The sequence below is a fragment of the Flavobacterium hauense genome (assembly GCF_054457175.1).
The window spans coordinates 224,890-248,531 of sequence record NZ_JBTKVX010000001.1 but is presented as its reverse complement, the minus strand read 5'-3'; the positions used below and the strand labels follow the sequence as shown (position 1 = coordinate 248,531).

Genomic DNA, 23,642 nt, shown 5'->3' with positions numbered 1-23,642 from the left:
GTGCTTCCGCTGCCTACACCGAACTTTGCACCACAGCCACTGGAGCTGTGTGACAGCGACGCCACAGTAGGCACAGAGGTCTTTGACCTTACCCAAAGGGCAGCAGAGATCACCAACAACGGCTCGAACTATGTATTGAGCTACCATACCAGCTATGATGATGCAGACCAGGGCATCAACCCGATAGCTACCCCAACAGCCTACACCAGCGCCAGTGGCGATGTATATGTAAGGGTGGAGATCAACAGCAACAACCCGGCAGAGCCAAGGTGCCACCAGGTGGTGACACTAAGGCTTATCGTTAACGCGCTGCCACCGATCGCCGATATGGATGTATATGCTATATGTGAATATAATAGCGATGGGGCAGCAGTATTCAATATCAGGGATTTTGTAAATGAATACCTCTCTCCAAACGCGGCAAATTATAAAGTAGACTTCTTTACTGATGCTACTCTTAGCACCGCTGCCATCCCGGTGAATGCCTACCCTGTAACAGGTGGTTCGGCGACGGTATATGTAAGGGTACGGGATCTTGTAACCAGGTGTGAAATTGTCAAACCATTGCAGCTGGTAGTTGAAGAATATGCTACAGCAGCACAACCCGTAGATTCAACACTTGAAGAGTGTGATACCGACGGCATAAATGACGGCTTGTTTGTATTTGACCTTACCCAAATAGAAGCCGAAGTGCTTGGCACACAAAACCCGGCAGACTTTACAGTAACCTATCATACCGATCCGGCAGAAGCTGAAAATGGAGATAATCCGATACCAGACCCTACCGCTTTCCATAATACCCAGCCGGATATGCAACCGGTATGGATAAGGGTCGTGAGCAATACCTCTATTGGAGAATGTGATGCTATTGTAGAAATTAAGGTAGTCGTGAATCGCCTTCCTGAGCCTGTTATCAAAGGCGGTACGATCTGTGTTGACAAATCCACCGGAGCCGTAGTAAGGCCACTAGTAATCGATACAGGGCTAACCATGGGAACCTTTGAGTGGAGCTATACCGATGAAAAAGGCCAGACCACAATCCTTGGAGAGACCGGCCCTGTACTCCTTGCGCAGGCCGCAGGCCAGTACACAGTAGTAGCTACGAGCACCGAAGGCTGCGTATCTGACCCTATAGCACCGGTAACGGTACTACAGAGCGGCCCTGCAGTTAAAACCGGCAGGGGCTATTATGTAACGAACTACTTCAGCGACAACCAGACCATCACGGTAACCATAGACGGTTACGGAGTATATGAATACAGCCTTGATGAAGGCCCATGGCAGGACAGCAATGTCTTTGACAATGTATCACCAGGCAGCCATACGGTAAGGGTAAGGGACACCAACCCTGACGGCTGTGGCGAAACCATACTTACAGGAGTGGATATTGTAGATTACCCGAATTTCTTTACCCCTAATGATGATGGTTTCAACGATTTCTGGAATGTTATAGGCCTGGATCAGCCGGATGCTAAAATCTACATTTTTGACCGTTATGGCAAGTTGCTAAAACAGATAAGTGCTGTTGGCAAAGGATGGGACGGTACGTACAATGGCGCAAAAATGCCGGCAACCGACTACTGGTTCACCGTTACCTACAGTGAATTTAACGGAACCATAACTGTTATAAAAGAATTCAGGGCACATTTTTCTCTTTTAAGATAAAAGCCGTAATTTTGAAAAGCATACTGCCCCGTTTATGAAACAACTCGCGTGCCTCCTACTACTGCTTACCACACTAAACATTTTTGCCCAAAAAGAAGCGAACAACTGGCACTTTGGCGTTTTTGCCAGCATTCATTTTGAAGACGACGGCAGCATTAACTCCCAAAACGGCAGTGCTATTGAAAGTAACGAAGGCTGCAGCACCATCTCTGACAATGCGGGCAACCTGCTTTTTTATACCGATGGGCGCAATGTATGGGACCGCAACAACCTGCTTATGCCAAATGGCAATTATAATGCGGGTACAGGACTTTTTGGCGATCCATCGAGTACACAGTCAGGTGTGATAGTTCCTAAAAAAGGCGACCCTAATATTTACTATATCTTTACTGTAGACGAGCCGCATCATCAAAACGCAGCGGCATACCCTAACCAGTTTACCGGCCCTTACGAAGATGGAGCCACTATTCCGGGTCAGGATGACGGGTTTAATAACGGCTTCAACTATTCTATAGTAGATCTTTCGGTTACCGGTACTAACGGCAGCATTGGCGATGTGGTTACGCGAAACACCCATCTTGTTACCTACAACCCTGCTGATCCCGAACAGATTAAATATAAATGTTCTGAAAAGGTAACAGCTGTAAAAAACAATACAGGAACCGGTTATTGGGTAATAACTCATTTTATCGATACCTTCTATGCCTTTGAAGTTACGTCTGCAGGGGTAAACGCTACCCCGTCTACAACGGTTATAGCTCCTCTGGTTCCGGTTTCGGGATACAGAAGAAACAGTATTGGCTGTATAAAAGCTTCTCCAAATGGCAAAAAAATAGCCATTGCCCATGTACAGATCTCTACGCAGACAGGGCAAACCGACAATAATAATACCGGTGCTGCCTGGCTCTATGACTTTGATAATGCCACGGGGCAGCTTTTAAACCCTATAGAGATTAGCCAGAATACCATGCCCTATGGTGTCGAATTTTCGCAAAAATCCAAAAAGCTATACGTATCATACGATAACGGATTTAATGCAAACGGCGTAGTACAATACGACCTGCTCAGCACTGACATCCCTGCATCGGGAGTACAGGTAGGCGTTACAGCACAATCGGGTACGCTTCAGCTGGGGCCTAACGGAAAAATCTACCGGGCTGTGGTTAATAGCCGGTTTCTTGATGAGATCGCTTTTCCCGAAGAAGACGGCATGAATTGCTCTTATACCACCAATGCTGTTACGCTAAATACCGGAACCTGCTTTTTTGGCCTGCCGCATTTTATTACATCTTACTTTGCAGTGAATATTGTTGCCACTAAAAAATGTTTTGGTGACCTTACCCATTTTGAACTTGATACGGATGTTAATTTTGATTCGGTTTCATGGAATTTCGGTGACGGACAAACTAGCCCAGCTTCGTCCGTGGCCACGGGAGAGCACACGTATACCGCAGCCGGTACCTATACCATCGTAGCCACGGTAACCCATTTGGGCGAAATACATACCGAAACTACTGAGATCACCATCACCCCTACCCCTGTTGCCAATCAGGCTGCCAACCTTCAGCAGTGCGACCTGGACAATGATGGGCATACTATTTTTGACCTTACACAAAACGATTCGGTTATACTGGGAACGCAGATCAGCAGCGAAAACGTAATTAAATACTTTAAAGATAAAAGCAGCGCCGATGCCAACACTGCGCCAATAATCAATGCTGCTGCCTATACCAACACCACTAATCCGCAACGGATCTATGCCCGTATACACAACAGCATCAATCCCGAATGTTATGAGATCAGTACCTTTACACTGTCCGCTTTAGACAGCCCTACTACAGATAAAATAGTACAGGAAACACTATGCCTTAACGACCCTTTGGGATTAACCCTTACCGCAGTATCGAGCAACCCGGCATCGTACCGCTACCAATGGAGCACAGGCGACACGACTTCTAAAATAACACTATTTGAAGCCGGTAATTATAATGTTACCATAACCAACCTGGCAGGCTGCAGCACAGCAAGGACATTTATCGTAACAGCATCTGATGTTGCCATTATTGAAGACATCATTATCAACGACTTTCGCAATAACAACACTGTTACCGTTATGGCGGTACCGCCGGCCGGTGTAGAAACTACATACCTGTATAGCCTTGACAGTCCTAACGGGCCTTTTGAGGAGTCTAACCTTTTTGAAAACGTAACTTCAGGGCCTCACACAGTATATGTAAAGGACAGACGTGGCTGTGGCATAATTTCTAAGGAAATCACCGTACTGGCCAGCCCAAAATTCTTTACGCCGAATGGCGACGGCACAAACGACACCTGGAATATTATTGGTGTTAATTCGTTCTTTTACCCAAACAGCAAAATATACATATTTGACCGCTACGGAAAGCTGCTTGCCGATATAGACCCAAAAGGCAATGGATGGGATGGCTATTTTGAAGGCCGCCAAATGCCATCAACCGATTATTGGTACGTAATAAAACTCGATAACGGGCGCGTTATCAAGGGGCATTTTAGTTTGATGCGGTAATATAACATAGTTCAAAAAATAACAATAATTTAACACGTAAAATTCACACCTTGTATTGGGGTGCTATACTCCTATTTTACTGGTTAAAACATTTTGAAAGCATAAAAATATTTATCAATATTTTGAAAATGAAACTCCGGCTATAGTAACAAGTAAGTTTTTATGCACATAATTTAGTAGTATTGTATTGAATATTATAAAGATATTTAAACAAGCAACCAATTAATACTACTAATATGAAAAAAATCTCTTTACTATTTTTTATGCTCTTCTACTGTATGACTTATAGTCAGATAAAAGTTGACACAATATGGAAAAGCCAAATAAATGCAATTTTTGAGAATATTGATAAAAGCCGCGTACCAACAGGCGTCCTTTTAGACTATGCAATGGAATTTACCAACGTAGCTGCCTACAACGGTACAATTACAGATAGTACCGAAGTTTCAGCAACTATTCTTGGTAACATCTATAAAACGCTACTGATGGGTAAAGTGACAAGTGATACTATTAACTTCCCTACATTTAAAAATGTCGCAAAAAAGTGGGCTTACACTAGGCATGAAAGTAATCCTGATGACAAGAATGTAATAATACTAAGCGGGCTTTTATATGAATATGCAAAACTTGATCCCGATGCTTACCAAGATGGTAAAATTGATGTTATCAATGATAAATATTACGACAAGTATGTAGATGGCATATTACAGAATCCTTACATTACTTCTAAAACATTTGCTGTAGCAGCACCTGTAAAAAAAATTAACGGTTTAGAGATTAATGTAAAATTACCTGAAAACCTCTTTCTTTCCAACATGGAGAGGAAAGACATTAAAATGGAGGCCAACTTTAATGATGGCAAAGGGTATCAACAAATACAATTTGACCAGCTGTTAACTGTTGTATATACTGAACCTGGGACGAAAACATGGACTTTAAAATTTACTAAAGGGGCTGAAATATTTGAGTCAAATCTTACCATGAATGTTTTTGATGGTATTACACCCCCGACAAAAAACTTTTCACTACAAGGAGCCAAGATAAGAATAGACTATGCCCCATCCCACAACAACCAACTGATAAAGCCCCTTATCGTAGCCGAAGGCTTTGATCCGGGAAGCATATTAACGCCCGAAATAGCAGGTGGTGATAGATCATTAAATACTTTCAAAAATAGCTTAATTAACTCAGGTGATTTAACTGCATTATTAGATGGTGTTAATCAACAATACGACATAGTTTATATTGACTGGAAGAATGGCGTAGATGATATAAAGAAGAACAGCAAAGTATTGAGGGATATTATTATATGGGTAAACCAGCAAAAAGTACTTTTTGGCAGCGTCCACAAGAATGTATTACTAGGACAAAGCATGGGCGGGCTAATAGGGCGCTATACCCTTGCTAAAATGGAAGAAGATGATGAATTGCATGATGTCAGGCTATTCATTGCCCACGACTCGCCTATGCAAGGTGCCAACACTCCTCTAAGCATACAGTATCTCTCAAGGCATATGTATAATGAATATGTTGGAGCTCCTATTTTATATGGTGCCGTTGAAAATATCATTCCCGGAATACTTTCTTATATAGACTTTATGCTCTTAGGTTCTCTCAATATTGCCTTCCCGTCTATAGAAGATGCTCTTACTCTTGCAGATACTCCGGCAGCTCTTCAGATGAATTATCAATATGTAGACATCAACGGCAATCCTACCCTTGCTCCCCATGTGATCTGGCAAACCGAATTTGATGCTATGGGCTATCCTGAAGATAGCAGGAATATTGCCATATCTAACGGCAATGAATGTGCTCCCGATAATGGTTTTAATGCAGGAGATGATCTGATAAATATTGATGACGACCATAATCCCGGTTTTTGGGGTGACTTGCTGCATATGCTGATTACCCCCACAATAGGTGTACTCGCAAATGACTTTACGCTTAGCTTACTTGGCCTGATCCCCGGCTCCAGCAAATATTTCTTTGATTTTGATGTAAGGTCGAATCCTGATTTTGACAATCAAAACAGGCTGGTGTACCATGGTAAAATTCAATACAGGAAAAAGTTCTTATGGTTTGGCCCAAATATTACCCACACTTTGACCGAAGACAACGGATGGGCTCCTAATGAACCAGGCTATCATCCATTCGATACATATTCAGGAGGTATTAACGATATTGGCGAAATTATAGAAGATTATCAGCAATACCTGCCATCCAACACCTTGGTTAACCCTGTTTATGGTTTTATACCCGTGGTAAGTTCTCTGGATATACATCGTAATAAAACCCAAGTAATGCAGAATGATTACAGGCTGCATTACAGCGGGGCTGGTCTACCCGATCCCAATCTGCATTCTGGATTCGATGCCTTTATCGTTGGATTTAATGAATTTGACGTCACTTTTCAGCAGAATTTTTCTCACATTTCCTTTCAGGCAAGAAATGGTAACTGGCTGGCCAATGAACTTAATGATAATAATGACAACACAATACTGAATTGCGCTTATATCTGTGATTCTGAAATAAAGGGACCGGAAGAATTCTGCAGTACATCGACATATTTAGCTGGGGCCGGGGCTAACTCATATCTATGGACTATAGTAAACGGAACTTCAATCGCTGCAATACCACCCGGCAAAAATACCGGAAGATCTGTATCTGTCGTTGCTATGGGAACAGGATGGATAACATTAAGAGTAAACTATACCGGAAATTGCGGCACAAGAGTTGTGACCAGGCAGATTTATATCGGAACAGCACTACCAATACTGGGACCCGTTTCCTGTGCAGACCACAGCAGTGCTGCCGATGAATGCACCGCTTTTGCCTCTATGCCATTGAATGTGCCGGTACCTTTATTTGTAACAGGTCCGGGTATGGAAGGAGCTTCAAGCTACGACCATGAATGGGTTAAGGTTTCCGGAGATTTTATTTTTGTCCCAAGTTCCTATCCTCAGCACAGCGATGCACAAAATATGGGTACGAAAGCCTATGGTAAATATGGAGTGATTTTCAGGAATGGAAATGGTACAGAAATAGTCTTTAAGGCCAGGATAAAAAACGGGTGCGGATGGGGTCCATGGAAAACTTTTCATGTTTTTAATACCCAAAGTAACTTTATGATGGTGAATGAGGAAAGCAGCCTTTCTGACCAAAAACAGTATATATATTATATTTATCCTAATCCTGCAAATGATATACTTAATATTACGCTGCTTGATGAGAACCTGAAGCCGCAGGACGAAGCAATAATTTCAGGCGAACTTTACGATCTTTCTAATGTACTTTTAAGGACAATAAGTATAACAAGCCCTACTGCAACAATGAATGTGCAGGGTATAGCACCGGGCATTTATATATTACGTATAAATGTAAATGGAACCATAGAAAGCCATCAAGTGGCTATTCACTAAATGCATTAATACGGTATGGTCATTATTTAGCCATGCTGTATTAATTAAAGTTATTTAACTTTATAAAAAAATCAATATGCAAAAATTATTTTACATTATACTATTGACAACGGCACTGTCAGCCTGTAATAAGAATGATGATTACACAAGCAGCTCTCCCTTACCCCCAGCAACACAGACAGGGAAAAATATACTTGCCTGTAAAGTAGATGGAAAAAGCTTTATTCACAAAGGATCACTAATCAATTGTTTTTATCAACTTGTTGATGGGGAATATTATTTTGGAATCTCTGGCGAAAATAATGGTAACAATCCAATGGGTATACACCTGGGAACATTTAACAGAACAATTTCAGAAAACGAAATATTAATATTAAGTGATAGAGCCAACGGTAATACATGGGGAGCAGGCTTCTTCAACACTTCCGAGGTAGACGGGGAAAGTTCCTACACTAATTCCGAATACACCGGCGAGCTTCACATCACTAAATTTGATCCTGTGACCCATATTGTTTCCGGAACATTTTGGTTTGACGTACAGCATCCTGTTACCGGAGAGCGTGTTGAAATAAGAGAAGGTCGTTTTGATGCAAAATACGGAGGATAGCCATGAAAAAGACATTCTACTTTCTCCCATTTTTACTCTGCTTTATGGCATGTGAGAAAAACGATGACGACAGTGGTGATAGCCTGCCTGAAGCAACACAGACAGGCATTGGCACTTTCGCCTGCCATATTGATGGAAAATCATTTATAGATCCGTCAAATCAGTACTTCAATTGTGCATACCAAAATGTAAACGGTGATTATTATTTTGAAATTACGGCAGAAGACAAGAACTATAAAAACACCACCATTCCATTGTCAATCCATTTGTATGCAAAGAAAAAAAAATTGGAAGAAAACAAAACTTATATACTTACAAATCGAGATGATGGAAATGTAACCGGAAGTGCATTATTTTCTTCAGATAATAGCTTTTCTCTTCAGGAAACAAACCCCGAATATACCGGTGAGCTAACCATTACCCGCTTAGGTACATACGACGGTAAAAATATTGCTTCCGGTACGTTTTGGTTTAATGTAAAACATCCTAAAACAGGTGATACCGTTAAGGTTAGGGATGGAAGATTTGACACATTATTTATTAGATAAAAGCGAATTGATTTTGTTGCAGGTTTCTGCCATTCCTATTGAAGCGAAGCGGAACAGAGGAATCTCAAAAAAGGATTATTCCCAGGATCTCTGCGCTGTCGAACAGAAGTGTTTAACAGACTGGCAAAGCAAATGACTAAATGCATAATAAAAAAAGTCCCGCAATTGCGGGACTTTCTGTATCTATAAATGCCTGACAAAACTGTCAACCATTAATTAAGCGATTTTAAAACGCTTCCTGTCAGTTTCTGTAAGATAGATTTTACGTACACGTAAGCTTTTTGGCGTTACTTCTACGTACTCATCTTTCTGGATGTACTCTAATGCCTCCTCAAGAGAGAAGATGATTGGAGGAATGATTCTTGCTTTTTCATCATTTCCTGAAGAACGTACGTTAGACTGTTTTTTCATCTTCGTTACGTTAACAACCATATCATCGCTACGGCTGTTTTCTCCAATAACCTGACCTTCATAAATCTCGTCGTTAGCATTAACGAAGAATTTACCACGATCCTGTAATTTATCGATAGAGTAAGGAATAGCCTTACCGTTTTCCATAGAGATTAATGAACCATTGTTACGTCCCGGAATTTCACCTTTGAAAGGTTCGTAACCGATGTAACGGTGTGACATGATCGCTTCACCTGCAGTAGCTGTAAGCAACTGGTTCCTAAGTCCGATGATACCACGTGATGGAATATTAAATTTAACGATCATACGCTCTCCTTTAGCCTCCATTGAAAGTAATTCTCCTTTACGGATCGTTACAAATTCTACAGCACGGCCAGAAAGAGTTTCTGGTAAGTCAATTGTTAATTCTTCGATTGGCTCACATTTTTTACCATCAATTTCTTTGATGATAACCTGTGGCTGTCCAATTTGCAATTCGTAACCTTCTCTTCTCATTGTTTCGATAAGAACCGATAAGTGAAGTACACCACGACCGAAAACCATGAATTTATCAGCAGAATCAGTTTCACCTAACTTCATTGCTAAGTTTTTTTCTAATTCTTTGGTCAGACGATCTCTGATGTGACGTGATGTTACAAATTTTCCTTCTTTACCAAAGAAAGGTGAATCATTGATCGTGAACAACATACTCATTGTTGGTTCATCGATAGCAATTGTTTGTAGTGCTTCCGGATTTTCAAAGTCAGCGATAGTATCACCAATTTCAAAACCTTCTACACCAATGATCGCACAGATATCTCCCGCAACTACTTCCTGTACTTTTTTACGGCCAAGACCTTCAAAAGTATGTAGTTCCTTAATTCTTGATTTAATCACAGTACCATCTCTTTTTACAAGAGAGATAGGCATGTTTTCTTTTAGTATACCTCTTTCTAAACGACCGATAGCGATACGTCCTGTAAAGGCTGAAAAGTCAAGAGAAGTTATAAGCATTTGAGGCGTACCTTCTGATACTTTTGGAGCAGGGATGTGCTCAAGTACCATATCAAGAAGAGGCTCAATGTTTTCAGTCTGTTTTCTGAAGTCTGTAGACATCCAGTTATTTTTTGCCGAACCGTATACTGTAGGGAAGTCAAGCTGCCACTCTTCAGCACCAAGTTCAAACATAAGGTCAAATACTTTTTCGTGTACTTCTTCCGGAGTACAGTTTTCTTTATCTACCTTATTTACAACCACACATGGCTTAAGGCCAAGGTCGATCGCTTTTTGAAGCACGAAACGTGTTTGCGGCATTGGCCCTTCAAAGGCATCAACTAACAGCAATACACCGTCGGCCATGTTAAGTACACGTTCTACCTCGCCACCGAAATCGGCGTGACCCGGGGTATCAATAATGTTGATTTTAGTTCCTTTGTATTGAACCGAAACGTTTTTAGAAGTAATTGTAATACCTCTTTCACGCTCAAGGTCGTTATTATCAAGGATAAGGTCGCCTGTGTTCTCGTTGTCACGGAACAGTTGACAATGGTACATGATTTTGTCAACAAGGGTAGTTTTACCGTGGTCAACGTGGGCAATGATCGCAATGTTTCTAATGGACTCCATTATATATTTTTTTTGAAGGTGCAAAGGTACACATTATTTTGACAAAAAAAACATTAGTTATGAGCAAGTTAGCTTTTTTTCACTCCAAAATTCACTCTTCAAAAGACGGCTTTTGGCAACATTCTCTTCAATAGGGCTGATTTGCCATCATATTCTCAATTTCTAAAGCAAAATTCAATAAAAAGCACCAACTTATTTCTTAAAGTTATTTACAAAAAAATAATATGCTTTTTCGAGTGTCGGAGTCCGAAGCCCGAAGTTAAAGACTAAAATTCCATTCTTTGCTGAACTCAATTTCGTAAAAAAGCACAAAGTGCAACATTAATTATATCGTATTGATTTTCAATACACTAAAAAATGCTATTTTTTTGCTAAAACTGCATTTTCAGAGACGTAAAGTGCAACAAAACATTGATTTTTTTCATACTTTTGTTTAACATAGGTATATAAAATGTCAAACAAAATAAAAAACATATTTACGATTAAAGACCTTGAGAACCTTTCGGGCATCAAGGCGCATACCATTCGTATATGGGAAAAGAGATATAACATCCTCGAACCCATGCGTACTGATAGCAATATTCGTTACTATGACATTCACAGCCTTCAGAAACTGCTCAACGTAAGTACACTAAATTCATTTGGGTATAAGATCTCTGTAATATCTAAAATGCCTCCTGAGAAGATTCCGGCATTGGTAAAAGAAATACTGTCAAACAAGAACATGGCCAATCATGTGCAGAATAATTTTAAGCTGGCCATGATGAACTTTGACTTACCTCTTTTTTCAGCTACTTATACCGCCCTGCAGCAGGAAAAATCATTCAGGACCATCTTTTACGAATACTTTCTTCCCTTGCTTGAGGAGGTTGGTTATCTCTGGCAAACCGGAACCATTACCCCTGCTCATGAGCATTTTATAAGTGCACTCATACGCCAGAAGATAGCAGCCAATACTGAAAAACTGCAGCACATACCTCCAACCAAAACAGATCGCATTTTTACACTTTACCTGCCTGAACAGGAAATACATGAGATCGGGCTTATGTTCATCAACTATGAACTGCTGCTGAATGGTTACCGCACTATTTACATCGGAGAAAGCATGCCGCTTTCGTATGTAAAAGATGTAAAAAAATATTTTGACAATGTAACCTTCATTACCTATGCCATTTCACAGCCAACTGTAGAGGACATCAACAAATACATAAAAAAGACGAGGGAAATACTTCTTGACGACGACACTTCAAAGCTATTTCTTTTCGGGAGGAATGCGCAGTACATTAGCCAGTCCCTTTTAGAAAACAATATAAAGATCTTTACCACCATTGGCGATTTTTCGGATACCCTTTAGTAAACACCAATTTGTTTAATGTTTATTAGTATTTCAGGAACAAAAAAGAGGGAAACATTAAAAACAGAAGCAAACCACTGAATATTAATTGATTAAAACGGAAATTAATATTTTCACTATTGGCTTATTTAGATGAATGTATTTCAGGTATTTTTATGACAGTAATAAAAATATAAATTCCAATAAATAACATCAAAATAAGAATCAACTCACATTTATGAAATTCCTGTTACCTTGCTTTTTTATAGTATCAGCTATACTACTTTCTACCGGCATGAAAAGACCTTATCCGATAAGTCAAAAAGCTACTATATTTCATGATTTCACAACCGATTCGGGGTACATTCTTAAACCTGAAGCGGAAAAGCTACTCTCACAAATAAAATATGACTCTGACTCTACAGAAGTAGAAGATGCTGCTGCCGGCATGGGCTTATATGATATTAAAATAACCGATACCATTGGTAAATTTTACCGAATGAATAATGGGAATCATCTTGCCTTCCTAAGTGACATCACACATCCTTATTGGAATGTGTTCGTCCTTTTAGAAATTACTCCTGAAGGCAAAGTACTGCAAAGCGAACTTTACAATGCCGGAATACATCAATGCTGCTGGAATGAAGGCCCTTTGGGATTTAAAAAATATGCAAATGGTTATTTTGGTACCATGTCTTGCGGTACAGGTTCCGGTCATTGTTCTTCCTATATCTACTTATTTAAGGATTTTGCACCGCAAGGAAATGGTATTTGCAGCTATTCATGGACCAGCTGGTGCCAGTTTACAGCCACGTTGCCGATAGCCTGTAATCTTAGCTCAACGATCGATATAAAAAATGATACTGTTACCATGCATTACACCCTGGAACACCTAAAAGAGCGCCGCAATGGTAAATACAAAGTAATTGACAAAGAGAAATTTGACATTAAATATGTAAAAAGAGAGCAGACATGGGTAGCATTAGACAGCACAAAAATTAGTGAAATCCCCGATTAACTTTTCTATTTGTCAATAATTTTAATTTATATATTTGGTGAACCAATCTCCAACTAATGAAAAATTTACTACTACTATTATTCTCTATTACTGCATTTGCCCAGTCTGAAATAATCTATAAAGGAGAACGCATCAATGCGCTTGATGCTGCCAATATGAAAACCGGGATATGGAAAGCTTATGATGAAACAAAAGATTTATTAATTACCTGTGTCTATGAAAATGACAAACCTGTTACAGAGACACGATACTATAAAAACACAAAACTTATTGCTGTTTATGACAACGTTGAGTCTTTTACTATCTATCATCGAAAAGATATTATAAAAGCAAAACTCTTAGAAAAGGAAAACAAAACCACGGTGCTTACAGACACTGAAGGAAAAGAGCTTGACAAAAATATCCAGGATTTCTTTTACCAAAACTGCCAGATAAAACCTATGTATTATGGTGGCGAAAAATTATTCCTTCACTACTTAGACACGAGCATAAACGAAAACATTGCCAAAAAAACAAATGGCAAAATGATAATTTCTTTTAAGATAGACAATAATGGTAATTTCGGAGGCGCCGAAGTGAAAGAAGGCCTTACTCCTGACCTGGACACTAATGCTATATCGGTTATAAAGAAAATGGCCCGATGGCAACCGGGACATCTTTATGGAAAATTTGTTGGTACAGGCTACAACATACCTATCAAGATCAATACAAATAATAAATGATTCTGCTAAGCAGAGGATTGTTCCTGGTTAGAATGACAATAAAAAATCCCCGCCAGGTGCCTGACGGGGATTCTTATCTAACTAATCTCAATTTAATATTTATTTCTTTTTCATTAAGTCCATAAGTGGCTGGAGCTGTCCTGAGTTCATTCCGCCTCTTTGCAGCAGGTTAACGATGGTCATCACATTATTTGGATTCATATCGTCACCCAAAACCCTCAGCACTCCCATTCCGGTGTCCTTATTGTGAAGAAATACCACAAACTCTTCGATGTGCTCCCCTTCACCTTTGGTATTTACCGAAACACCACCGCCTCCAAGGCTCATTTTCATAAGCTCATCATAATGATCTTCTTTCAGTACCGATTTGATATTTGCTTTTTCGGTATCAAATGTTTTAGCATTGTCGTTAGTCGCCTTAAAGATCAGCACATTAAGCTTATCAATAGATTCCAGCGCCTTTTCCTCGTCTGGGGTAAGCTTAAGCTTATCGGTCTTGATAAAGCTTTTGCCTATATCAATCGTTGAGAAATTCTTCGTTTCGCTTTTTTCTACAAAATATTTTTGCAGTGTAGGCTTCTGCTCACAGGCTGTAAACAGCAGCATAAGGACAGGGATATAAAAGTAACGTTTCATGGCTGTTATTTTTTAGAGGCCTTCTTAAGCGATGCTCCGCCCGGCAGTTGCATGTAATCTGTAAGGAAAGATATCTCGCTAAGGTCAAAATTACCGGTAAGCGACATCAGTACCGTACTCTCTTTTGCGCTTCCACCCTCCATGAACATCAATAGCTCTTTTACCTGAGATGAAGTAGCGCCCGACTTTACATAGATCTTAACTGTCCTGGTACCTTCATTCATTCGCATCAGCTCTTCAAGCGGGTATTTTTTCAGGTAACCGTCTACACTGCCTTTCATTTCAGAAACAATCTTGGCATTTGTCGTGGAAAATACTTTAAGGTTGTCCAGTTTCTTGATAAGATTAAGATATTGCTGTGCCGATTTATCTTTAGGGTCCATTTTTACGTTCCCCATCAGCTCAAACATTTTCTTATTCACTATTACCGCATCTACGCCATCTTTTTCAAACTTGTCAAACGCCGAAGTCGTTTGTGCAAGAAGCAGAGTAGGCAATACTGCCAGCAGTAGTGTGATCATAAACTTTTTCATCGTGTGATTTCTTTAATTGTTTTCTCTTTGTTTGGTGTATATATGCGGGCTTATTTTGCGCCCTTTTCGCCTTTCGGGCCTTTACAGCCTTTAAAATCCTGGAAATCCTTAATATCATTCAGGTTGATCTCTCCTGTGAAAGAAATGATTACCGACTCCTGTTTTCTCTGGCTATCTTCTATAACAACAAGGCCTTCCCTGATGATGCTTTCCTTACTACCCTGCTTTGCATATACCTTAACAGCAGAACCTTTGTCATTAAAGCTTAACAGCAGGTCAAGCGGATTAGACTTAAGATAATCGGCTACAGCATTGTTAAGCTGTTTTTTGTATTTCTTTTCAGCTGTAATGTATACTTTAACCTTCTCTATTTTACTGGCAGCATCCAGGTAACCTTTAGTTTTAGCTGTTCTGGCAGAATCCCCAAGACTCCCGAACATATCGAACAATTCTTTGTTCAGTGTCAGCGATTGTATACCTTCTACGCCTTCAAATTTAGCAAAAGCATCTTGTTGTGCAAACGTTACAAGCGGCAGGGCAGCCAGTAACAGGGTGATGATGAATTTTTTCATGACTTTTATTTTTTACGTTTTTCGTCTTTTTTTTCTTTGATGATTTCTTTTGTTGTTTTCTCGTATTCCTTGCCTACATTATGTACGCCACCCATACCAACATTTACATTGGTAGAAAGCATCTGAAGCGCTTTTTGCGTTTCCCTGAAGGCAACTTCGGGATCGTCATAAGTGCCCAGGTCTTCTTCTGCCGGCTGGGTATTGTAGAAAGTAAGCAGTCCACTGAACAGAACAACGCTTGCCGCCACCGATATCCATGCAGCATAACGCTTTTTGGTTTTTAATGGTAAGGCTTTGTCAAACTTTTGTTCGTCCTGCTTCGAAAAATACCCAAACATAGGCTTGTACTGCTCCAGGTGCGGCGCCACATCCGGTGAAGAAAAGTAAAGCTTTAAATCCTTTTCTTCGGCAATGGTAGTTTCTGCGTTAAAGTATTTCTCCAGTAATTTTTCAATTGCTCGTAATTCCATAGCTGTGTGTTTTTGTGAGTTGTTCCCTCAATGTTTTCCTTGCTCTCGAAAGCGCCACTCTCACGGCGGTTTCGTTCATGTCCATTATTTTGGCAATCTCTTCAAATTCATATTGTTCTATATCCCTCATCTGCAGTATAAGTTTCTGCTGTTCGGGCAGTGTTTCCATTATTTTCTCGACCCAGCTCATGCTGTCACGGTCTTCTGTCTGCTGTTGCAGCCCTGCCTGCCTGTCGGTATAGTTATTATGAACTATCCGCATCTCTGTAGCCCTTTTAGACTTGAGCTGGTCCAGGCAGTAATTTTTTGTCATGGTCATTGCCAGGGCTTCAACGCTTGAGTAAGACTCCAGCTTACCTTTGTTGTTCCACAGCTTGACCAGCACTTCCTGCGTCGCGTCCTCTGCCTCCTCGGTACTTATAAGCAACCGTTTTGCCAACCGGAAAACCCGGTCTTTAAATGGAGTGATGACTTTTATGAAATCTGACTGATTCATAATTGGCCTTTGGTTTGTTATTGGTTTATAAAAGGAAGACGAATAGTAACTATTTTTGTTACAAGCATATTAAAAATAATTAAATTTACGTTCTTTTACTAAACAAAAAATGCTGAATGAAAAAGATTAAAACCTTGTTAGCGTGTCTTTTAGTGACCGCTTTTGCTTTTCAGGGCTGTGAAGATATGGACGATAATGCCGTTCCTGTAAACGACTTTATATGGAAAGGGCTCAATCTTTACTACCTGTGGCAGGAAAATGTCCCTAACCTGGCCGATGACCGTTTTGCCAATCAGGAACAGCTTAATAACTTTCTGGAAGGCTATGGTTCACCCGAAAGCCTTTTCGAAAGCCTCCTGTACCGAAAGTTCCCTGACGGCTCAAGAGCCGACCGCTTTAGTGTGATAGTTTCTGACTTCCGCGTGCTGGAAAACACATTACAGGGAGTATCTACCAGTAATGGTATGGAATTTGGCCTTGTATATGCCGATGACAGTCAGACCACTATTTTTGGATATGTGCGCTACATACTTCCGGGAACAGATGCCGCCTCTAAAGATATTCGTCGTGGTGATATTTTTTATGCCGTTAACGGGACACAGCTTACACCTTCCAATTATGCCGACCTGTTAAACCAGCCTGCCTATACTCTTAGCCTTGCCGATATGGTTGATGAAGTAATTGTGCCTAACGGAAGAACAGTAGAACTTTCTAAAGCCGAGTATGCCGAAGATCCTGTATACAGTGTAAAAGTAATCGAAAACGGAGCCCACAAAACAGGTTACCTTATGTATAATGGCTTCTATAATAATTATGATGCCGGCCTTAACAATGCTTTTGGCGAACTCAAGGCCGCCGGTGTTACCGATCTTGTTCTCGACCTTCGTTACAACGGTGGTGGCTCTATAAGAACAGCTTCCTACCTTGCCAGCATGATTACCGGGCAATATACAGGGCAACTTTTTGCTAAGCAGCAATGGAACTCAAAACTGCAGGACTATTATGAGAGGAACAATCCGCAGGCACTGGTAAATCTTTTCTCAGATAAGCTAAGCGACGGATCAGCCATAAACCACCTTAATCTTAGCAGGGTGTATATCATTGCTACAGCCTCAACAGCTTCGGCAAGCGAACTTGTGATCAACTGCCTTAAGCCCTATGTACAGGTTACGCTAATTGGCGATACGACTGTGGGTAAAAACGTGGGATCAGTTACTCTTTATGATTCACCTGATTTTACCAAGCACGATGTTGACGGTAGCCACCGTTATGCAATGCAGCCTATTGTATTAAGAACTGTAAACAAAGATGGTTTTGGCGAATACAGCGCGGGTATAAAGCCGGATGTGGTACATAAAGAAGATTATTCCTTCATGGGAGTCATTGGCGATGCTAATGAACCGCTTCTTGCAGAAGCCCTGACAAGAATTAACGGAACAGCAAATCCTGACCGCAGAAGGACTCCTAAACTATTTAAAGGCTTTAAAGATAATAAGAGCATGCGCCGTTTTGGTAATGATATGTATTTAGAAGAGATGCCAAACGGTTCGCTGGGATTAGCAAAACAATTGCAATAGTATATTCATAAAAGTAAAAAAGCACCCATGATTTATGGGTGCTTTTTTTATATACAAATATCTAGATTATTGGACAACAATCTTTTTGACATCTCTCTGTCCATCAGATGAAAGTTCAACAAAATAAACACCGGGAATCAAATCTGAAACATCTATATCATTTAGTGTAAGAGTTTCGAGTACATTTCGTCCCGAGGCATCGTATAACCTTACGGTTACATTTTTTGCATAATCAAGCTTAACAGTAAGCCTGTTTGTTACAGGGTTAGGATAAATACTCAGGCCTCCAAATACAGCATTATTAAGGCCTAATGTGCCTGTATTGATAACCCCAACTCCGGCCAGATCAAACCCGGAAGAATAAAAAGGCGTTGGATACGGATCGTTTATCTTATTCCCAAAACTGTCATAAGTTGCATAAGCGTCTTCTAAAGACCCCACAACATCTATAAGTTTTACATGGGTAACACTGTTCTTATTTAGCAGATCGTTATCCGGAATATCAGACAGGTCAAATGGAGTTCCATAATCTGCCCTGTATTTACCGGCAAGATTATTAAGATTCCTGGCGTCAAGCAAACCAAAACCGCCAATTGGAGTTTGTGCCTGCGTCTCGCTGTGTGACGGAAACCTGAAATAATTTGTCCCGTCAGAACTAACTTCTACAAATGCCAGTTCAAGAAAAGTATCTGAACCATTCTCAAAAACAGCAAAATCAAAACCTTCGCCATTCCCAATAGGAGCTGCAAAAGTTATCACTGCCGTACCGGCATCGCCAAGGCTCACTGCATCATTGTCCGGCATGCCTGTGACAGTCTCCGGATTCCCATAACTCGCATAATTACTGCCGTTATGAGATATCGAAGGATCTGAGATCTGTACATACCCCCTTACAACCTGCACATTAGTAGCCCATGACACAAACACATTACTGTCTTTGTGTATGGCTGTGCTTCCGTCATCACCCGCTTTCGGTGGATAAGACAGCTGCGCATTTGCCAGACAGGCTGTAAAAAGGCTGATATACAAAAATCCTTTATTCATTATTGAACGATAAATTGCTTAACGCTCTTAGTATTCTCTATAGTGATCTCTGCAAAATAAGTTCCTGCCGGAAGTTGAGATACATTGATACCAGTGGCTGTGTACTGCGCCTGGTCTGCAACTGTTCTTCCCGTCAGGTCATAAAGTTTTACAGTAGCGCTTTTGTCTGTATTAACAAATAATACATCTGATGCAGGGTTAGGATAAATGCTTACAGTAAGTGCATTGAAACCATCGTTGCCTGCAACTGCTGAAGCCGATTTACAGATGGCGTTTGGAAGTTTGCCTACGTCATATTTCTGGCCAAACACCCCATCAACATCATACATAAATACATCTCCTTCTGACACGTAATCTACAGCATCTGCAACATATATCTTTCCATCTACGATATCAAAACCGTAAACACCATATACATCCTGCGGAGTAATGGTAAAAAATGCTGTTTCAGGAAGTGTAGTCGCTGTCAATGCCATTCTGTAAACGTTATCTCCCTCTGTGTAAAAAAAGTTATCGCCTCCAAGCTCAAGATTGCCTGGATGTGCATTATCCGAAAAATTGATAGTCTGCACAACAGTGTTATCAACAAGATCTATCTTATGGAACGAACCTGACGTTTCTGCCTGGCTCCAGCTTGGCTTACCGCCACAAAGCACATAAAGGAATCCGTCTTTTTCAAGGATAGAGTTTGGTACATCACCAACAGTTATAGTTGTTTCAACAGAATTTGTTGCCGGATTAATGACAGACACCTTAGTACCAAAACCAAAACCTCCCTGATGTGCAACATAAAGCTTATCTCCAACAGTAATTATTCTTTCAATACCGCCTTCAAGCGCTATCGTAGTCTCTATAGTATTAGTTGCAGTATTAATTACAGCCACATAATGACCTGTTTCTGAGCCATCACCCCAACAGGTAACATAAGCTTTAGTACCGTAAAAAGCAATGTATCTTGGGTTAGTAAGGCCTTCTTCTATAGAAGCTTCTTCTAAAAATGTCTCTGCATTAACAACCACAAGTTTGTTAGAGATATTAAGTACAATATAAGCTTTACCATTATTAAGCGCTAAGCTTTGGGCTGTATCACCCAGGGCTGCTCCGCCATTAGCTGCACTAAAAATACCATTCTGAACTACACCGCCCTTAATAAATGATACATTCGAATTGTCAGTACCTGCATTTCCTTCATTAAGAACCAGGATACCGTCTGTGTATTGTGCCGATGCCGACAGGAATGATGCTGCAAATACAGCCGATAGTAAAAATTTTTTCATTAGTTATAGTAGTAATTAATCATTAAAGAAGAAACCTGAAGGCAATAATCCTACAGTATATGTATTTGTAAGGCTCCCTGTAGCAGAATAAACAAACACTTTACCCGGGGTTTTATAGTCTCCGGCATCACCAATATAGATATGTCCATCTTCTACAGCAAAAGCGTAAATACCATAAACACCCTGATCAGTTGTCGTAAACAAAGGAGTAGAAGGCAATGTCAATGATGAAAGCGGAGTTGTGAATATACCGTTATCTACAGTATAGAAAATATTGTTATCTTCTATAACAAGGTTAGACGGGTGTGCAAGATCAGTAAATGCTATAGTTTTTGTTACTGTATTATTACTTAAGCTTATAACATCAATCTGCCCGGCTGTTTCAGTCCCTCCCCATGAAGGCATACCATTGCTTAATACATAAAGGTTACCGTTTTCTACCTCAAGAGAACCCGGCACATTTCCTACAGTTATGGTTTTTGTAACTGAATTGCTTGCTGCCTCAATTACACTAACTGTATTTCCGTAGCCGTAACCACCTTTATGAGCTACATAAAGTTTACCGTTTTCTTCAACGATCCTTTCAGGACCTTCAGCAACCGGGATTGTAGTACCTACATTGTTAAGCGCAAGGTTAATAACCGCAACATAATCATCGGTAGTAACGGTAGCATCACCCCAACAGGTAACATAAGCTTTGCCATTTGCAAAAGCAATATATCTTGGGTTTGTAAGGCCGCTGCTGATAGTTGCTACTTTGGCAAAAGTGTAACGGTTAACGATCTCTATCTTGTTAGACACATTAAGCACTATGTAAGCAAGATCTCCCTCAAGGCCAATATCCTGTCCGGTATCACCTAAAATATCACCATTGTTTACATTAGCGAATATATTATTTTCCACTACCGCGCCGGCAGCATCCGAAAGAAAAGATATCGATGCATTTCCTTTACCAAAATTACCCTCGTTAAGGATAAGCATACCATTATCATAAGCTCCTGATGGCTTGTTGTTCGAGTCATCATCGCTACATGATACAAACAATAGAGAACCTGCAACTGCAGTTAAGATTAGTTTGTGTAGTTTCATATTTATTAAAAATTAAAATTAAGATACATGTTATAATTGCGTCCCGGCATAGGCCTTACCTCATAGGCCAGGTATTCCTGGTCCCACAGGTTATTTACCTGTACACCTACATCGATGCCTTTCAGCACTTTAAAAGTATACTCCGCGCCTACCGAGCCTACGTTATAAGGATCAAGGCTGTAGCTATTGTCGGCAGTAGTAAATACTTCTCCGTTAAACAGATGCCTATAATACACCGATGCCCTCTTGTAGCTATAAGCCAGTGATGCAGTAGCTTTGTGCAGCGGCACGTAGATAAGCTGGTCATCTGACCCGTCTTCGCGCGATATAGTATAGGCATAAGTCCCGGTTATACTGATATGGCCTGCGCCTATTTTTTTGTTCCAGTTAAGCAATGACTCAACACCATAACTTTTGGCCTTCCCAACATTTCCCGGACTCCAAATGCCGTTTGTGCCGGGTGTCCAGCGCAGCATGTTTGTCATATCTATATAATAGCCTGTAACACTCAGCATGAAGCCCTTAAACTTCAGCACATTGCCAATCTCCCCCTGATAAGAACTTTCGGGCTTCAGGTCAGGATTACCACTTCCGGTCCAATACAGGTCGTTGTAGGTAGGAATTCTGAAATTGCGGGATGCATTTAGCCTTATGGTATAAAAACCGGTAACATCGATTTCGGTTCCTGCAGAGAAGAGCACAGGGCTTTCATAACTTTCGGTAAGTTCTTTTCGAACTCCCAGCTCATACCTGAGCCTGTTGGTTAGAGCGTGCTTCATCAGCAGGCTGGCAGAACCGATATCCCTTTTTTTATTAATGATATCTGATCCCTCTCCGTTATTATGGGTATAATCCAGTATGGTATTCAGCTTTATGGCTTCGGAAACATCATAGGTAAGGTCATATCGTGCTATATAGGTCTTTATGTTGCCAAAAGAATAGATATCATTCTTATAATTCTCGAAATATTTGTATTTTTCATACAGGTAAGCACCTTTAAGCCTCGACGTAAATTTGCCATAGTAACCGCTCCACTCTACAAGGTTACGGGCATCGATAGACTGGTATTTGCTTCGTGAAGGTGCAGCCAGAGTGCCCGAAAAATGCCTTTCCCCATCAAACAGATAACTGTAAAAACGAATTATATTTTTAGGATTCAGCTTGTAAGCCATACCCACATTAAGGCTTGTATTGTAGTATTGTCCGTTCTCATTGGTCTTATTCGTCCCCGGATACCCATAATCATTGTCAGAACTATTGCGGCTGATGCTGGCATTAGTACTGAAATCATCGGTTGCGGCATCTACACGGTAATTTATCCCTATGGTTTTATAGTTTCCATAATCAGTACGCAGGCTGTTGTCGAACCTGTTTCCAAAAGCAAGGTCATTATTCAGGTGGATGCTGCCCCCTATTGCGCTGCTTCCGTAGGCCACGCTGCCACCACCGGCCCTCACGCTGATGTTGTTGAAATCTCGAGTATTAAGCACATTAAAGTCAGTTTGGCCGTTAAGCTGCGAATTAATATTGATACCATTCCATACCACAGCTGTTTGCGAAGCCGTAGTACCACGAAAAGATGGAGAAGACACCATCCCGAGTCCGTTTTCCTTGAAATAGATATTCGTATTGTAATTAAGCAGTGAAGTTAATGATGCTGCATTCCTGCCGATAACAGAATCATTGAGCTTTTGTACCGACTGTGAATCAGAAAAATCGCGAAGCTGCGTATCGGATATAATTACTTCAGTAAGGGCAATAGTATCACTCTGTGCCGACAGGTAGTGGCACATTAGTAGCAATATAGGTAAAATGAATTTTTTTAGCGTCATAATTCGCAAGCCTTTTTTCCCGAAAGCCCGATATTAGTTATACTAAGGCAGGTCTCCTGGCTTGCGTACTGTTGTTTCCCTTCCCGTTACGCAATGGCGCACAGTGGTTTGTAGTTTACAACAGCCTCCGCCTCAACGACGGATAAGCTTACAGTTGCGGGAACAGCTCAGGTATTAAACCTGATTCCCTTTTAATGTGATATTCTTATAAAAAACATCACAACCTTAAGTGCTGCAAATATA

The 23,642-nt window shown here is 40.6% G+C and carries 19 protein-coding genes and 1 riboswitch; of the genes, 9 read left to right on the top strand and 10 right to left on the bottom strand.

The window, feature by feature from the left end:
- The 5 genes from ACX0HA_RS01140 to ACX0HA_RS01120 all read left to right on the top strand — a co-directional run.
- A partial coding sequence (locus ACX0HA_RS01140) for a T9SS type B sorting domain-containing protein (protein ID WP_458843424.1) occupies window positions 1–1,665 on the top strand: 1,665 nt, incomplete at its 5' end.
- A gap of 34 nt (window positions 1,666–1,699) precedes the next feature.
- On the top strand, window positions 1,700–4,210 hold the full coding sequence (locus tag ACX0HA_RS01135; RefSeq protein ID WP_458843423.1) for a T9SS type B sorting domain-containing protein: 2,511 nt from the start codon (window positions 1,700–1,702) through the stop codon (window positions 4,208–4,210).
- Window positions 4,211–4,446: 236 nt separating this feature from the next.
- Window positions 4,447–7,629, top strand: coding sequence for a T9SS type A sorting domain-containing protein (locus ACX0HA_RS01130; protein WP_458843422.1), 3,183 nt, complete (start codon window positions 4,447–4,449; stop codon window positions 7,627–7,629).
- A gap of 76 nt (window positions 7,630–7,705) precedes the next feature.
- The gene (locus tag ACX0HA_RS01125; protein ID WP_458843421.1) at window positions 7,706–8,236 is read left to right on the top strand and encodes a hypothetical protein; all 531 of its coding nucleotides are present in this window, start codon (window positions 7,706–7,708) and stop codon (window positions 8,234–8,236) included.
- A 2-nt stretch (window positions 8,237–8,238) separates the two neighbouring features.
- Complete coding sequence (locus ACX0HA_RS01120; RefSeq protein ID WP_458843420.1) at window positions 8,239–8,784, top strand: hypothetical protein; 546 nt, start codon at window positions 8,239–8,241, stop codon at window positions 8,782–8,784.
- Between the two features lie 216 nt (window positions 8,785–9,000).
- Here the strand turns inward: ACX0HA_RS01120 and typA are convergent, their stop codons facing one another.
- A complete protein-coding gene (typA, locus tag ACX0HA_RS01115; protein WP_458843419.1) occupies window positions 9,001–10,800 on the bottom strand; it encodes a translational GTPase TypA in 1,800 nt (599 codons plus the stop codon).
- A 451-nt stretch (window positions 10,801–11,251) separates the two neighbouring features.
- Here typA and ACX0HA_RS01110 point away from each other — a divergent pair, with 451 nt between their 5' ends.
- The 3 genes from ACX0HA_RS01110 (at window position 11,252) to ACX0HA_RS01100 (ending at window position 13,873) form a co-directional block, all read left to right on the top strand.
- Window positions 11,252–12,154, top strand: a complete 903-nt coding sequence (locus tag ACX0HA_RS01110; protein ID WP_458843418.1) for a MerR family transcriptional regulator — start codon at window positions 11,252–11,254, stop codon at window positions 12,152–12,154.
- Between the two features lie 217 nt (window positions 12,155–12,371).
- Complete coding sequence (locus tag ACX0HA_RS01105; RefSeq protein ID WP_458843417.1) at window positions 12,372–13,151, top strand: hypothetical protein; 780 nt, start codon at window positions 12,372–12,374, stop codon at window positions 13,149–13,151.
- A gap of 56 nt (window positions 13,152–13,207) precedes the next feature.
- Window positions 13,208–13,873 carry an energy transducer TonB gene (locus tag ACX0HA_RS01100; RefSeq protein ID WP_458843416.1) on the top strand — a complete coding sequence of 222 codons (666 nt, stop codon included), beginning with the start codon at window positions 13,208–13,210 and terminating at the stop codon, window positions 13,871–13,873.
- A 99-nt stretch (window positions 13,874–13,972) separates the two neighbouring features.
- On the opposite strand, the gene ACX0HA_RS01095 is transcribed toward ACX0HA_RS01100, so the two are convergent.
- Genes ACX0HA_RS01095 through ACX0HA_RS01075 form a run of 5 tightly spaced genes read right to left on the bottom strand, consistent with a single transcriptional unit; the run spans window position 13,973 to window position 16,580 of the window.
- Window positions 13,973–14,509, bottom strand: coding sequence for a DUF4252 domain-containing protein (locus ACX0HA_RS01095; protein ID WP_458843415.1), 537 nt, complete (start codon window positions 14,507–14,509; stop codon window positions 13,973–13,975).
- 5 nt (window positions 14,510–14,514) lie between these two features.
- The gene (locus tag ACX0HA_RS01090) at window positions 14,515–15,042 is read right to left on the bottom strand and encodes a DUF4252 domain-containing protein (RefSeq protein ID WP_458843414.1); all 528 of its coding nucleotides are present in this window, start codon (window positions 15,040–15,042) and stop codon (window positions 14,515–14,517) included.
- Between the two features lie 50 nt (window positions 15,043–15,092).
- Window positions 15,093–15,614 carry a DUF4252 domain-containing protein gene (locus ACX0HA_RS01085; RefSeq protein WP_458843413.1) on the bottom strand — a complete coding sequence of 174 codons (522 nt, stop codon included), beginning with the start codon at window positions 15,612–15,614 and terminating at the stop codon, window positions 15,093–15,095.
- A gap of 5 nt (window positions 15,615–15,619) precedes the next feature.
- Complete coding sequence (locus ACX0HA_RS01080; protein ID WP_458843412.1) at window positions 15,620–16,084, bottom strand: hypothetical protein; 465 nt, start codon at window positions 16,082–16,084, stop codon at window positions 15,620–15,622.
- Window positions 16,065–16,580, bottom strand: a complete 516-nt coding sequence (locus tag ACX0HA_RS01075) for an RNA polymerase sigma factor (RefSeq protein ID WP_458843411.1) — start codon at window positions 16,578–16,580, stop codon at window positions 16,065–16,067. Before ACX0HA_RS01075 ends, ACX0HA_RS01080 begins: the two co-directional genes overlap by 20 nt.
- A gap of 116 nt (window positions 16,581–16,696) precedes the next feature.
- Here ACX0HA_RS01075 and ACX0HA_RS01070 point away from each other — a divergent pair, with 116 nt between their 5' ends.
- Window positions 16,697–18,157, top strand: coding sequence for a S41 family peptidase (locus tag ACX0HA_RS01070; RefSeq protein ID WP_458843410.1), 1,461 nt, complete (start codon window positions 16,697–16,699; stop codon window positions 18,155–18,157).
- Between the two features lie 66 nt (window positions 18,158–18,223).
- Here ACX0HA_RS01070 and ACX0HA_RS01065 read toward each other — a convergent pair whose 3' ends face one another.
- Genes ACX0HA_RS01065 through ACX0HA_RS01050 form a run of 4 tightly spaced genes read right to left on the bottom strand, consistent with a single transcriptional unit; the run spans window position 18,224 to window position 23,399 of the window.
- Window positions 18,224–19,201: a T9SS type A sorting domain-containing protein gene (locus tag ACX0HA_RS01065; protein ID WP_458843409.1), complete on the bottom strand. Its 978-nt coding sequence runs from the start codon at window positions 19,199–19,201 to the stop codon at window positions 18,224–18,226.
- Window positions 19,201–20,478: a DUF5074 domain-containing protein gene (locus ACX0HA_RS01060; RefSeq protein WP_458843408.1), complete on the bottom strand. Its 1,278-nt coding sequence runs from the start codon at window positions 20,476–20,478 to the stop codon at window positions 19,201–19,203. Before ACX0HA_RS01060 ends, ACX0HA_RS01065 begins: the two co-directional genes overlap by 1 nt.
- Before the next feature lie 15 nt (window positions 20,479–20,493).
- The gene (locus tag ACX0HA_RS01055; RefSeq protein ID WP_458843407.1) at window positions 20,494–21,567 is read right to left on the bottom strand and encodes a YncE family protein; all 1,074 of its coding nucleotides are present in this window, start codon (window positions 21,565–21,567) and stop codon (window positions 20,494–20,496) included.
- Window positions 21,568–21,572: 5 nt separating this feature from the next.
- Window positions 21,573–23,399: a TonB-dependent receptor plug domain-containing protein gene (locus ACX0HA_RS01050; RefSeq protein ID WP_458843406.1), complete on the bottom strand. Its 1,827-nt coding sequence runs from the start codon at window positions 23,397–23,399 to the stop codon at window positions 21,573–21,575.
- A gap of 29 nt (window positions 23,400–23,428) precedes the next feature.
- Window positions 23,429–23,642, bottom strand: a riboswitch (cobalamin riboswitch).

Excerpts from the sequence above, each read along its gene's own strand:
- ACX0HA_RS01135 (WP_458843423.1), top strand. The coding sequence starts at position 1,700 with ATGAAACAACTCGCGTGCCTCCTACTACTGCTTACCACACTAAACATT.
- ACX0HA_RS01130 (WP_458843422.1), top strand. The coding sequence starts at position 4,447 with ATGAAAAAAATCTCTTTACTATTTTTTATGCTCTTCTACTGTATGACT.
- ACX0HA_RS01125 (WP_458843421.1), top strand. The coding sequence starts at position 7,706 with ATGCAAAAATTATTTTACATTATACTATTGACAACGGCACTGTCAGCC.
- ACX0HA_RS01120 (WP_458843420.1), top strand. The coding sequence starts at position 8,239 with ATGAAAAAGACATTCTACTTTCTCCCATTTTTACTCTGCTTTATGGCA.
- typA (WP_458843419.1), bottom strand. The coding sequence starts at position 10,800 with ATGGAGTCCATTAGAAACATTGCGATCATTGCCCACGTTGACCACGGT.
- ACX0HA_RS01110 (WP_458843418.1), top strand. The coding sequence starts at position 11,252 with ATGTCAAACAAAATAAAAAACATATTTACGATTAAAGACCTTGAGAAC.
- ACX0HA_RS01105 (WP_458843417.1), top strand. The coding sequence starts at position 12,372 with ATGAAATTCCTGTTACCTTGCTTTTTTATAGTATCAGCTATACTACTT.
- ACX0HA_RS01100 (WP_458843416.1), top strand. The coding sequence starts at position 13,208 with ATGAAAAATTTACTACTACTATTATTCTCTATTACTGCATTTGCCCAG.
- ACX0HA_RS01095 (WP_458843415.1), bottom strand. The coding sequence starts at position 14,509 with ATGAAACGTTACTTTTATATCCCTGTCCTTATGCTGCTGTTTACAGCC.
- ACX0HA_RS01090 (WP_458843414.1), bottom strand. The coding sequence starts at position 15,042 with ATGAAAAAGTTTATGATCACACTACTGCTGGCAGTATTGCCTACTCTG.
- ACX0HA_RS01085 (WP_458843413.1), bottom strand. The coding sequence starts at position 15,614 with ATGAAAAAATTCATCATCACCCTGTTACTGGCTGCCCTGCCGCTTGTA.
- ACX0HA_RS01080 (WP_458843412.1), bottom strand. The coding sequence starts at position 16,084 with ATGGAATTACGAGCAATTGAAAAATTACTGGAGAAATACTTTAACGCA.
- ACX0HA_RS01075 (WP_458843411.1), bottom strand. The coding sequence starts at position 16,580 with ATGAATCAGTCAGATTTCATAAAAGTCATCACTCCATTTAAAGACCGG.
- ACX0HA_RS01070 (WP_458843410.1), top strand. The coding sequence starts at position 16,697 with ATGAAAAAGATTAAAACCTTGTTAGCGTGTCTTTTAGTGACCGCTTTT.
- ACX0HA_RS01065 (WP_458843409.1), bottom strand. The coding sequence starts at position 19,201 with ATGAATAAAGGATTTTTGTATATCAGCCTTTTTACAGCCTGTCTGGCA.
- ACX0HA_RS01060 (WP_458843408.1), bottom strand. The coding sequence starts at position 20,478 with ATGAAAAAATTTTTACTATCGGCTGTATTTGCAGCATCATTCCTGTCG.
- ACX0HA_RS01055 (WP_458843407.1), bottom strand. The coding sequence starts at position 21,567 with ATGAAACTACACAAACTAATCTTAACTGCAGTTGCAGGTTCTCTATTG.
- ACX0HA_RS01050 (WP_458843406.1), bottom strand. The coding sequence starts at position 23,399 with ATGACGCTAAAAAAATTCATTTTACCTATATTGCTACTAATGTGCCAC.